Source organism: Actinomyces vulturis, assembly GCF_001687305.1.
GTDB lineage: Bacteria > Actinomycetota > Actinomycetes > Actinomycetales > Actinomycetaceae > Actinomyces > Actinomyces vulturis.
In genome coordinates this window covers 1-12858 of record NZ_LZRK01000007.1, presented here as the reverse complement: position 1 = coordinate 12858, position 12858 = coordinate 1, and the positions used below count along the sequence as shown (strand labels likewise).

At 50.4% G+C, this 12858-nt stretch carries 11 protein-coding genes; 9 read left to right on the top strand and 2 right to left on the bottom strand.

What is annotated here, in order from left to right:
* Window positions 1–17: 17 nt before the first annotated feature.
* From A9753_RS08660 to A9753_RS08625, 9 genes are all read left to right on the top strand, one after another.
* A complete protein-coding gene (locus A9753_RS08660; protein WP_067783461.1) occupies window positions 18–1391 on the top strand; it encodes a PD-(D/E)XK nuclease family protein in 1374 nt (457 codons plus the stop codon).
* A 57-nt stretch (window positions 1392–1448) separates the two neighbouring features.
* On the top strand, window positions 1449–1964 hold the full coding sequence (locus A9753_RS08655; RefSeq protein ID WP_067783458.1) for a hypothetical protein: 516 nt from the start codon (window positions 1449–1451) through the stop codon (window positions 1962–1964).
* 96 nt (window positions 1965–2060) lie between these two features.
* A complete protein-coding gene (locus A9753_RS08650) occupies window positions 2061–2600 on the top strand; it encodes a hypothetical protein (protein WP_067783455.1) in 540 nt (179 codons plus the stop codon).
* Window positions 2601–2868: 268 nt separating this feature from the next.
* A complete protein-coding gene (locus A9753_RS08645) occupies window positions 2869–3876 on the top strand; it encodes a hypothetical protein (RefSeq protein WP_067783451.1) in 1008 nt (335 codons plus the stop codon).
* The gene (locus tag A9753_RS08640; protein ID WP_067783448.1) at window positions 3876–7307 is read left to right on the top strand and encodes a hypothetical protein; all 3432 of its coding nucleotides are present in this window, start codon (window positions 3876–3878) and stop codon (window positions 7305–7307) included. The genes A9753_RS08645 and A9753_RS08640 overlap by 1 nt, the downstream gene beginning before the upstream one ends.
* Complete coding sequence (locus A9753_RS09665; protein WP_141673379.1) at window positions 7304–7504, top strand: hypothetical protein; 201 nt, start codon at window positions 7304–7306, stop codon at window positions 7502–7504. Before A9753_RS08640 ends, A9753_RS09665 begins: the two co-directional genes overlap by 4 nt.
* Window positions 7505–7579: 75 nt before the next feature.
* Window positions 7580–7891 carry a hypothetical protein gene (locus A9753_RS08635; RefSeq protein WP_141673377.1) on the top strand — a complete coding sequence of 104 codons (312 nt, stop codon included), beginning with the start codon at window positions 7580–7582 and terminating at the stop codon, window positions 7889–7891.
* 1 nt (window position 7892) lies between these two features.
* Complete coding sequence (locus A9753_RS08630) at window positions 7893–8258, top strand: hypothetical protein (protein ID WP_067783442.1); 366 nt, start codon at window positions 7893–7895, stop codon at window positions 8256–8258.
* Between the two features lie 4 nt (window positions 8259–8262).
* A complete protein-coding gene (locus tag A9753_RS08625; protein ID WP_067783439.1) occupies window positions 8263–11493 on the top strand; it encodes a hypothetical protein in 3231 nt (1076 codons plus the stop codon).
* A 40-nt stretch (window positions 11494–11533) separates the two neighbouring features.
* On the opposite strand, the gene A9753_RS08620 is transcribed toward A9753_RS08625, so the two are convergent.
* Both A9753_RS08620 and A9753_RS08615 read right to left on the bottom strand, forming a co-directional pair.
* A complete protein-coding gene (locus A9753_RS08620; protein ID WP_067783436.1) occupies window positions 11534–11938 on the bottom strand; it encodes a hypothetical protein in 405 nt (134 codons plus the stop codon).
* Between the two features lie 8 nt (window positions 11939–11946).
* Window positions 11947–12447, bottom strand: a complete 501-nt coding sequence (locus A9753_RS08615; RefSeq protein WP_067783432.1) for a hypothetical protein — start codon at window positions 12445–12447, stop codon at window positions 11947–11949.
* Window positions 12448–12858 lie beyond the last annotated feature (411 nt).

Here is a 12858-nt window from a genome sequence, read left to right as displayed (position 1 = left end):
ACGACCATGTATAAGGCATGGATACAGTTATTGATGCCACGCTCACCGGCCAAGGTTTAGTGCCTGGCAGTGGTGAGCGCACAGCCTACAAACTCGACAAGAATTATCTTTCACCTTCGGCCATGAACGCTTTAGATCATGGTTGCCCTGCATCGTGGGCTGCTGGCAAGTTGGGTCCGTATCTTAAAGACCCCATGGCAGCGAATGAAACTGGAAACGTCATTCACGCCACCATGGAGCGCCTGTACTCTTTGGAGCCTAGCGAGCGCAACGTGGCAAACGCCTTAGTGTTCTTCGAGGAAGAAAAGCAGAAGGCGTTTGACAGTGCAGACGTTCAGTACACTCGCAAAGAGTTTGATGAGCACTTTGCCATGTACGTTCCTGCCATTCAGAGTGTGTTCGACAAGAAGTATGAATACGCCCCTGATGTGCTTACCAAGGCAACCGAACTGAAACTCGGAACGTTCACAGATCCGGTCAACGTTTTTGGCGTTCCTGTCTATGGGGTGATTGACCGTCTCGATCAAGGCGAGAACGGTTTAGTCATGCGCGACTACAAGTTGCGCGGCATCAAAAACGGCAAGATCGCACGCATGCCAACCAAGAGCGAACTGGCTCGATTTGGTGATGAGTATGGACACCAGCAACGCGTCTATGTTATGGCAGCGAAAGCAGCAGGTATTGGTGAGATTACTGAATCCAAGCTGCTTTACCTGGCAACAAAGCAGCAGCGCATCATCGACCTGTCTGAGCAAGCAATGGCAGATACACAAAGCCTGCTTCAAAAGACGTGGGTTAAGTACCGCCAGATGGTTGATGGCAAGTTGTTTGAATACAAGCCCTCGATTTTGTGCCGATGGTGTCCACTATCAGAAATCTGTCCTGGCGCAAACGGTCGCAAAGTTGGCTCACACATTTTTAGCGATCCTGCACCAAACCGCACATCTTTACCGCTACAAGCAGAAGTTATTAAGGAAGAAGAACAAACAATGCAATGGGGAGAAGACAAGCCGTTCAACGCTTACACCTCTAACGCTTCAATCAACATCGCATCCTATGGCGCAGGAACCGCCTTTGGCGTGGTGTCCCTGGCATGGGAGTTGATAAGCAAGTGCGAAGAGATGCAACTGACTCCCACCAACGTTGAGGCCCTGTCAAAGCGGCTATATCGAATCATTACCACCAGTGCCCAAAACAACGTGGGGCACAAGGTTGGATACAACTCTGGTGCGATCACGCGTTCTAGCGGAGCGTTGCGCACATTTTTGGAAACCCACACCCCTCCTGTTGGCAATGAAGAAGACATGGATCAGTGGGAAGCCAAGGCTCTGCGCGCTATCGGAGCGATGAGTTCTATCGCCTTCGATCTGATCGACGAACACGAAAAGTGAACCGCATTCACGACCATATATGAAGTGTCCACAACATTTTGACGTAAAGGATTTTTCATGGACGAGTTGAGTATGAATCTGGCTATCGCTCTAGGAAAGATGGAAGCCGGAAGCCCCGAAGATTTCGACGACCCGCGCGACTATATTGGGGCTGTTCGCTACCATGCCGGACAAATGGCACTGTTGTTTGAAAACAAGTACGTGCGACGCAATGCTGAAGTAGTCTTCAATGCTGGCGTTGAGTCAGATAAGACATGTAAGCGTTTTTCTGGCGTGTTTGTTGGTCTGGAAAAGGAAGAATCTTCCCGTCGCGGAATCGTTACTCTCAAGACGAAGCCTTCACCTCGAAATGAAAACGGCATTGAAACAGTGCGTACCGCTCCGGCTTACACCTTCGAAGGCAAGCAGATCGTTAGCCGTCTTTTGGGTGGCCCCAAGGATGCAAATGGCAACCGCCCTGGTGAATCTTTGATCAATCACAAGCTGCTGCTTTACGTGGACATGGAAGAGATGCCCAACGGCAATAAGGTTCGAGTGCTGTCGGACTTTGTGGATCTTGGCCCTGCTGACTAAGACATGCAAGCGACAAAGAAGCGACTGGGTTTCCAGTCGCTTCTTTGTCCACATGTTTGTAGGGCATAGGCGATTTTCTACGAAAGGTTTACGCCAATGACTGACACCTGGATGTCCAACAACAACATCTACACCGAGATGCAGCCTGAAACTGTGGTGGATGAACCTGTTGTTGAGGAAAAGCCAAAGCCGAAACGTCGCAAGCGCACTGCCACAACCAGACGTTCTTCCAGTAAGAAGATTTCTGCCGAAGTTGTTACTGAAGTTCTGTACGTCCACTCGTTCATCGAAAATATGGACAGCGCGGCTCGAAACGCATTCAGTTCCCTCTTTGGAACAGACAACACTGAGTCGTTGACTATCGAAGTTCTCACTTCAAACAAGAAGAACGACCTGAGTGACATGTTCATAATCTTTGATCAAGACGAAGCTGACCGTGCCCTTCATGTTCTTGCACTCCGCGTTGAAACCAACGGCAAGGCTCGTATGAAGTCTCTGTTCGACACCATGAGCAAAGCCGGTTTCATTAACGAAAAGATGGGTTCCTCCCCGGTCGAGGCTGCACGCCAGATCGCAAACGCCATCACAGAAAACGCAGAGTCCATCAAGGTAATGCGCGAAGCACTGTCTGAGTAAAAAACAACAAGGAGTCACTACCCATGGCCGATAAATGCACGCTCTATCGTTTGCGCGAAAAACACCACGAAAACATTCACACACCAGACAAATGCAAGAAGTGTTTTGCCGTGTGCAAAAACCCTGCGCTGCCTGGAACTACGTGGTGTCAAGAGTGCATCGATGCGGCCATGGGTAGTGGAAATCCTTTGGTGATGTGTTGGGCAAACAATCTAACGAAAGCACCGCAGGAAGGCACAACAATTTTGACGCTTCTAGGACAACGCCGATGATGAGAAAAAGTCGCAAAAAGAATGAGCACAACAACTGGTGGAACCAGCCACAAGCATCTCCGACTGACAATGCTGTTGCCCTATCTGCTCGTGGGCGTAGGGCAGCTCGTTACCGGTGGATCATCATTGCTTGCCTTTGCTCTTTCCCCGTGCTCGCTTTCTCAATGCTCTACGTCTTATCTGACGTAACAAGTGACAATTCTTCGAGCGTTGTTCAAACAGACGGTCCACCCGTACAAGTGAGAGCCGCAGCACTTGACACTGTTGACAGATGGGTAAACGACCCTGGCTGTCCACTGTCGGACCCTCATGTTCTAGGTTTCGATTCAGCCGACGTTGTGCCACTGCCTGATGTCAACAACAACAAGTTGCCCACATACACCACCTACAACGCACATGTGATCGTAGCCTCCCAGGTTTCAACCTACATGGTGAGTGTGAATATCAATTACGACCCGGCGTTCGGTGTTGATGTCATTGGCAACCCCACGCTCATGCCCGTCAAGCCAAGCCAGAAAGACTGGTCAGATGAGAACTGGGCTGGCACAAAATCTCTGGGGGCAAATGAACCGATTAAACGTGCAGTGTCAGCATGGTCTAAAGCGTTCACCTCGGGAAATGTCGATGAATTGACTACCGTCGTTGGCGATCCAGACTCAAATCACCTCTACTTCCCTCTTACCGGTATTGGTGACTACACAGAAAACATCACTTTGGTTGCCACGCGCGCTGTAGATAAGGGTGCAGACCCAGATGAAAGCGTTGTCATGGTGCATGTGGATCTGGCAATGAATCGTGCAGGTGTCAAAGAATCATCCGTTTCGGGCTATGACCTTCTTATTGACAGTGCAAACACTGGCTCTGCTCGCGTCGTTGCCTGGGGGCCAACAGGAAGTGGACCGACATTGCAGCCTTTTGAAAACGCTGTCTCCGATGTTCCGGCTCCCGAACCTGAGCCAACTGTGAACCCAACTGCAAGTGCAACACCAGGAGGACGCAACTAATGGCAGACGTTACGCCACGTCCCACATTCGTCTACTCTCAGCCAGACCGTGACGATCCTGGTCTTTTGGTGTCCACATCGGGCGGTGTCATGCTGTATCGCTCAATCCCCATGGGGCCAGTAACAGATGCTCGAACAGACGAAGACCGTCTCAACTGTGCCGTTGCTATGGACAACATTTTTTTGGAACTTTCACGCATGGTGGGTGGGAGAATTCGCCGTCGAACCTTGTTGAAAAACAACTACCGTCAGTTCCACATTCTTTCCACAGTGACAGACGATCATTTTCACGCAGATCCAGCTATTACCCCCTCTGCTTCTTCATACAATGCGGAGTTTGGCTCGCTATCAACTTCGAAGCGAACAGTTCTTTTTGGCGTACCACTGATTCCTACGGCAAGGCGTGACACGTTCAAACAAGCCATCTACGACATCGCAGAGATGCTTGTTGAAGGTGGAACCACCATGGACGACTTCACCAAAGACCGATACAACGTCGGCCAAGCCATGAAGCGTTCAGGACTGAAAATCCCGACAGTGGACGAAATCAAAACCGCTATGGGTTGGTGGAATCAAGGTCAATGGCCTGACACTATCAACCTCCCTCATGGCGATCACCTGCACATTTTTACCTCTTTCTCTTCTGCACAAATCGCTCAGCGTGCCATGCAGCGCCAGACCGAATGCACCACATGGGGGCAAGATCTGCCCGGCCATCGTGTCTACACCCTGGCCTGTCTTGATGACACAAATCTGGGATGGCAAGTAAAAAACGCAGACGATCTTGCTGCCTGGGCTTCACGATTGCATCGCGGTGGTGCAGCGGCAATCAGTATTCGTGGAAGTGTCGAGCCGCCAGATGTCACACGCAGTGAAATGCGTCGTCACCGCCGCCAGTACGAAGGTGACATTCGTGAATCTCAAGCGAAAGGCAAAATGGATAAGGCTGAGGCTGAACAGGCCGCAGCCAATCTGGCAGCAGCAGAAAATGCTTACGCCGTCGGTGGTCCCCCAACCTTGACCCAGACACGCGTCACTGTTGCTATGGATGGACAGTGGCTTGATCCGACAACCATTGGTAAAGAAATCGGTCTATCAATGGTTCCCCGTGTGGGCCGACAAGACTTCATGCTTGAAGAAACTCAGTTGTGCTCCAATGTGCTAGAAAACCCGCACGTTAAAGACTGGCCTATGCAAATGGTGTCATGTTCTGGGATTGCAGATGTTTCTATTGTCGGTGATGGTCCATCTAGTCCGGTGATTCTTGGGTTCACAGAAAATGACCGCCAGGCCGCAGGTTTCACACCGTCTCGTGCTGGTGACGATGACACCGCGCCGTTTACCGCAGTAGTGGGTGCAACCGGATCTGGTAAAAAACTTCCACTAAATACGCTGCTGGAAACACCACACGGCAAGATTCCTTTACGCCTAGTCAAGCCTGGGACGACTCTACTTGGTATGGACGGCAAGCCCACCCGCGTCACAAGCCTGTCTGATATTGACGAAAAACTGTCGATGCGAACCATGCTTTTTGACACAGGTTTTAAGCAGGTTTCATGCGTCGATCATCAGTGGCTCGTTAGCGATCACCAGTCACGTGAAAGTGGTGTTTTTGATCGCCAACCTCTTCTTGATACAGCAAAGATTCTTCATGACGGAATCACTGACGGTTCCATTACGACATTGGAGCAAGCCAGCCAAGCAACCGGCTTGACGATGGCTGACATTGAACTCAACCTTGTTGACGATCAAAGCGTTAAAGCCCTCGAAACTCGACTCATTGAGCGATACAACGGTGTTATTGGTATTAACCAGCGTTTGACCACTTCACACATTGAAGCGCTAATCGAGCGCAAGTGGGCTATCCGTGTGGCCGATCCTTTAGATGTTGACAACCACCTTGTGCTTGAAGACCCGCACAGTTACGGGCGCATGATTGCTCAACGAGGGTTGGGTAAACGCTGCGTCAACACATGCGGGTTTGGTGGTAACGGTATCTCTGTGGCTACTTCAATCATGCGTGCCAACATCTCTATCCGGCAGTCTGTCTACGATGCCATTGCACAAGAAAATGGTGGCGATGTGTTGCGCACTGCTTACAAGCAAACCGCGCAATCGTATGTGCAACTGGCACAAACTCTTGGCTACAAGGTTTATAAGCCGGTTTATGACGGCCATGTTTACCAAGTCAGAGTGGATCGCACCGACAAGTGGATTCACATCGTCGATATTTCACATGCTCCAACTGTTGCCGGACGCTGCTTGAGTGTGGACAACGATAGCCACACTTACCTAATCGACGGATGTTTGCCAACATCCAACACCATGCTGCTTTATCGCGTAAGTCAGTTGATTTCACGTGCCGGATTAGACGTAATTTCTTTCGGCCCAAAGCCAATGTCTAGTGCTGAAAACATTGTCAACGCAACTGGCGGTCGACTCATTGACCTGTCAGATTTGATGAGTGCTGAGGGGATCTTTGATCCGTTACGTTACTCTCAATCTATTGAGGCAGCAGTGCATCAATGTGCCACCAACATTTTGAACATTAACCCCTGGGGTACTCAGGCGGCTCGTGGCATGCACGAAGTTGATTTGGGTAGTGCGCTTTACGCCGGAGCCATGGCCGGGTTCCGTTCTACTGGCGGTGCTCTCATGTGGGCGCGACAAAACGGCTACGCCACACCAGAACTTGTTGATCCGATTATTAAAGCGGCCAACTCATCTCCCCAGTTCCGCTCCTTCGTCGGTTTCAGCAATGACGGACCAACACTGTCAAACTTCCGTGGCTGGACTCATATACAGGTTGGTCGCACTCCGCTCGACCTGCCCTCTGAAGTCACGGTAGTTAAAGGCAATGAAACACTTTCAAACCGTATTGCCTTGACACTGGTGCGTAGCGTTGTGAACTCCTGCATTTTCGCTCTGCAAGAGCGTGGCGGAACATTGCAGCTCGATGAGGCATGGACATTCATGATGGCAGGTCCAGACGAGTTGGATCGTGCTGGTCGTTTGTGCCGTGAGTTTGGCGTAGACATCATTATGTATAACCAGAAGGTCACTGAAGCGATTAACGCCGGTATTGAGGGCTACTTTTCTCGCGGCGTGATTTTGCCGGTGGACTCAGAGATTGAAGCAGAAGCGGCTTTACGCCTGTTTGACAAGACTTTGTGTAATGAGGATCGTCTTGCTCGTTTACGTGCTAAAGCCACACGCGGTGAAGGCACAGCAACCCAACCCAACTGGTCTTCTATGCGCCACTTGAAAGACCCTGACACTGGTGCACTGTTGCGTGGCACGATTGGGTTTTACATGGACCTTGACGGTCGTTTCGTACCCATTGAGATTGTCTTGCCACCCTCGTTCCTGGAGGCGGCAACAACCAACGCTGCTGTGCTTCGCGCGCGCAGATCCGCACAGATGACATCATGACCAACTTTGACATCTCAGCTCACCCCAGGGCGCGTAACGGCAAATTCATAGCAAAAAATGCTGGTAAACCCGTTGCGCGCCTTGGGATGAATGAGGTTTTAGATAAGATCAATAATTTTGATGTTTCCATGGCAACAGACCGTGATGTAGTTCAAACTGTGCGTGCTCTACGATCCGGTATATATCCGCACAGGTGATTATGTACCCCCATGTCCACATGTGTCATGGGTGTAAGGCACATTCACACCTGCAAAGGAAAAACAATGCTACCCATGGCAAGTGAAAAGGTTGATTTCGTCGAACCTTTTAACAAGTTGCTCGACGCTATTGAAGGCGCGATCAACGCCCAAGGCTTGTGGACCGCTATTTCTTATGTTGGCATTGTAATTTTGCTTGCCACTTTAGTCACATGGTTGTTCCAAAAGCGTCGCGGCGGAAGCGTCAATGGCCAAGATGCCAAGACATTCTTCTGGCCCCTGCTCATTGGCGGTATCTGTGTCGCGCCAAAGGGCATTATCCCGATTCTGCTCAAAATTCTGGGTGGTGCTATCAACATCATCATCCACGGGGTCGAATCGCTCTGATATGGCGATGTACGACCTCACTGAGATGACAGGGGTTCGCGCAGATAAGGCACGTACCACCATGATCGGCTACACCCAGATTCCCGCAACCTGGATTCGACCGATTATGTATGGCGGTTTGACGGGCATTTTTCTTACTGCTCTTACCCTTGTCATTCTCGGCCCAATGTCTTTGCTGTTCACGATTGTTTGCCCGCCTTTAGCCATTTTTCTCATGGTTGATGACGTTGAAGCCCCATGGAAAAAGATGGCACTCAAAACGCGAAGCCGTAACGAACAGTTTTTGTGCTCTAACGTCAAACTCGACATGAATCCAACGAGTTTTGTTCGTCTCGTGCCCTCGTGCACACCGATTGTTAAGCGATGAGAATATGCTGAAGCGGCTTGAAAAAATCGTTCTTGGAATCATCATTTCCGTAGGTCTTTTAGGGCTGATGATCGCTCCTGCCTCGGCTAACATTAACCATGCCCAGGCAGCGCAAGTGATGTTTTTGCCAATGGACGAAGTTGACCCTTACGATGATCCTGGTGCGCCAGATCCTGCTCTGTCCACATCGACTAATCCGTGTATTGGTTCAACAGCCGCTTCAACATCGAATCTTCTCCCTATTAACCGCTGGGGAGATTCTGTCGATTCGTTCCACTCTCGTCTTGATGCTAAATCCACATCTGACGTGAGCGAAAAAGTTTCTCGCAACAGCGTCCAGTCGAACATCATGGGGTTTGGCAACTCCATGTGGCGCATTGGCTCATCTGCACTATTTGCTTCTGGCCGTTTTTGCCCCATGGACTCAATGGGACATCCCATTGATTCTTTCGTCGGCTCGCTGGGCGAGATTTTTTCAAGCTCAGGTCTGATCGCCATTTTGATGGCATGGACAATCATCTCTGCCTTACTTGATATGCGCAGAGGCATGTTGGCCGCAGCAGTGGTGAAAAGTGTTTTTTCCAGGATCGTCGTACTGGCCTTCATCATGCTCATGATTAGCGGTGCGGGGGCATCGACAGATACCACACCTGGCCGTTTTTCTCCGTGGTGGTGGGTGACAAAAACAAATGCGGTTGTTGACGCTTCAGCTTCATTCACTACAACCATGCTCACAACCGCTGGCGGAGATCCCAACAGTTCAGGCTACGTTAATGTTTATGATGGGAAAGCATTGTTCGATACTGAAGTCATGTGTAGCGGCGATGAAGCCCATACTGGCTACATTGAGTTTTTACATGGCAAATACACCACAGCGTTTGGCGCTACCAAAACTTCAGCAACAATGCCTTTGACCCTCTCAAAACTGTGGGAAGGCTCTGCGCTACCAGCATGGGTAACTGAACAGTTTGGATCTGACAACCCCTACGCAGACAAAATCTTCTGCTTCTATCCAGAAGCAGGAGAAATGGGCAACTCTGTTAGTCGAAACTACTTTGCACAGTTTTTAGGCCAATCAACCGGCGGCGAATACAGCAGTGATTTCATCGTTGGTTGCACAAAGAAGGCTGACGGAAGCGAATGTTCAACGAAGCCTACCAACGCAATGAAAATGGACGACACACAGACCACTGACCGTGCGTTGGTTGGTTGGGCTGCATGTGTGCCAACCGGGCCAGAAAACGCTTTGGCGCGAACAACGCAGTGGAGTGATATTGGCATCTCCGATGATGACTGTAAGGCATGGTGGACCGGCGGAGAGATTGGCAGTTCAACCCTTGAGTGGAAAGACGACGCTGACAAGGTGAAAGAACGTGCTGGCCAGTATCCAGCCGCCTACAACTATGTGACTTCCCTGCATGGCAAGGGCAATTCTTCATCGATGGCAACAACCATCTTTTTTGCCATTGGCTCGCTGATCATCATGGCTGTTTTTGTCCTGCTGGCAGCAATCCAGGCAGGTACAAAACTGATTCTGGTGTTCTGCATCTTGTCACTGTTCGTTGCAGGAATGAAAGCCCTAGCACCAGGCAGCCATATTGAGCCTATTAAAAAAGTGAGCATACAGATTGTTGGCGCATCATTTTTAGCCTCTGGTGCAGGCATGATCTTGTCGTTTGTCATGAGCGTGACCATGCTAATTTCTAAACTCGGTGTGGCCACATTCGGCCCTGGTGAAATCGGCTCACTGCTGTTTACATCTGTCGGACCGCTGATCGCTGTCTACATGCTTCACAAGATTTTCAAGACACTTGGTGCACCAAGTCCTTTCTCCCCCAGCGGTATGAAGTCCTGGGGTGGGGCGGCACTGCGTGGCGGGTTGATTGGCGCAGCAGGTGCTGGTGCAGTTAACGCTTTAGACAATTTGCGTAGCCGCCGAAGCGACCTGAAGGAAGGCATCGAAAAGGCTCAAAACTCTACACCTAGTACGGCTCCTGGTGGTGGCCGTATCGGTGGAGAAAAGCCACGCTCAGCAACAGAAGAACTACAAAACACTGGTTTTGCAGATAACAATTCTGTCGATGATATTGGCAGTGAATCTGAAGAAGAAGTGGGCAAGTTCGGTGTTCTCAAACAGCGCGCGGTGAAGGCTGTTGCTGGTAGCAAGGTTGGTCAAGCAGCAAGCGGTGCTGGTCTGAAAGCACGTGAGGTCTACGGCAAGGTTCGCGCCGTGCCTGAGATTGATCGGGCTATTGGCGGTCTGAATAAGGCAAGAAACTCTGCTGCTGCACACAAGGTCGGCGCAATGGCTGCTGCCGGTGCAGGAGCAGTGGCGGCAAGCCGAGTTGGTCAAGGCGTGGCTAGTGCCGCTGGCCGCGTCAGTGCAGCTGGCGCAAGTGCTGCTGGCCGTATCGGTGCAGCAGGGGTAGCGGGAGCCGCTAAAGTCCAGTCTGCTAAAGCCTATGCTGGTGCGAAGGTTGCATCAGCAATGGCCACGCCAGCAGGACGCGCGGTGGCAATCACTGGTAAGACCGCAGCGCTTGGAGCCAAGATCGGTCTTGGGGCAACCACACTAACTGCTCGTACAGGCATGTATGTGGGCAAACAGGCTGCTCGACCATTGTCTGCTGCAAAGCAACTGGGCGATATGGCTTTCAAGAGCGATAAAGCATGGGAGAGGCAGAAGAAGAGCATCATTGAAGCCAACAAGCCGGTACAAACCGGGCCGAGAATCAATCCAGTTCCGGTTGGCGGCATAAGTATTGAGGAAGCAACAAGAAAGTTTGGCCCAATGTCTGACTTCGCTCCTCCGGTTTCTGATCTTGTCGCAAGTGAACCAGATTTCCCGGCTGATGTTCATCCAGATGGCGCTGAAATCGAGACAGGTGCGCTGCCAACAGTCTTTGATTCCGTGCCTGAAAATGTCGAAGATATTGACTCTGTAATGCCGGAGAATGCCGCGAGCGTCGATTATCTGCCTCCAATGGAGGAACCGGTTGACTACGACATTGGCGGTTTCGATGTTGAGCCGGTTTCGACTGAGCCAGACGACGCTTTGGCTCGCAACATCTTGAACAATTACCGTCAGTCATACGAAAACTCTCAGGCCCAGCAAGTCATCAACCAGATGGAACCACCGGTAGAGTCTTATATGCCTGATCCAGACATTGTTCCAGAAACTCCCGCATATTTAGCAGACCTGCCCCTCCCCAATGAGGAACAGTGGTTTGACTAAAAATATCCGCTAGGTGATTTGGAACCTAGCGGATATTTTTTCAGTTGAACTGGTTAACGATCCACCATTTACCGTCATACTGGGTTACGAGCAGATCGCACTGATCGTCACCTGAAACGTATCCGGTTTTGTCACTTTCGCCGTTCGGTTCAAAGGCGATGTTTTTGGCATCGTTCATGGTTTGAGCGCAGTCATCGGAGATGATCTTTTTAATGATGTCCTCACACCCGCTGCTGCACGTTTCAACCTTTGAGCCTCCCTCGTCGTCAAGGGAACTGGCATTCATCATGGTCACGGAAGCGATTTTAGAAAAATCTCCGTCGTGTCGAGCCTGAGCCACATCTTTGTAAAGATTTTCTGGGCTACTCTGGCTTACGCCACCCCCGCACGATGCACATAGGGCAATTGTTGCTAGAGCAACAGCAGTGGTTGCTAAACGTTTCATTGTTTCTCCTATGGACGCTGGACGTACCAACGTCCATCTTCTTGAACCATTTTCAATTTACAGGGGTTTTGACCAACAAGTGCGACTCGACCATTAGGATCTTCGTGCACCTCGTCGTTGTCCGTAAACCTCTGGACATCAACAGTATTAGGGTCAATATATTTGTCGTTCAGACATTCGTCACGGTGGAAGTCGAGAACCTTTTCAGCAATCTCTGAGCAGCCCGATTCGCATTTAGTAAGCTTGTAATCATCTGGCATGTGAAGTGGTGGGTTTTCAGAAAGCATGACTTTCCCAACCTCATCGTAGTTTTTATCAATGAGGTCAGCCACGATTTGAGTGTATGCAACACGTGGATCTGTATTGTTGATGCCCTCGTTCTGAACCTGTTGGACAGGCGCAGACGCATCCTGATCGCCAGAGGTGTCTGTGGCGGCGTTATTAGAACCACATGAGGCACACAGAGCAATTGCTGCTAGGGCAATGAGGCTGCGAGACAGACGCTTCATTGATAAAGCCTTTCGGAGTTAAAAGCGCGTATGCCAATACTATGTCATAAAACACAATGACAAGCAATGACAACAAGATAAATAAAGAAGTGATTGCTTTCACTTAGATTCGGCGGCTTGTATTGTGCCGATGAGGTACGAGATGGGCCACAATTATTCACGAATGAATAAATATGCACTGCCAGGGGCAGCCAGATCACAGCGTTGCGTAGCCTGGAACCGATAAAAGGCCGGTGAAAAAATATGTAGGCTCATACCCCTACGGGGTATGAGCCTACATATTTTCTAAAAGCCCTTGCGCTGGCTGCTTTTCTCCGCCTTGCTCAAAAACGCAACATGCCCGTTAAGGGGTCTAGCAGGAAAACTGAGCCACTTTTAGAGCCTTACCCTACACCGATAGCCAAGTGGCTC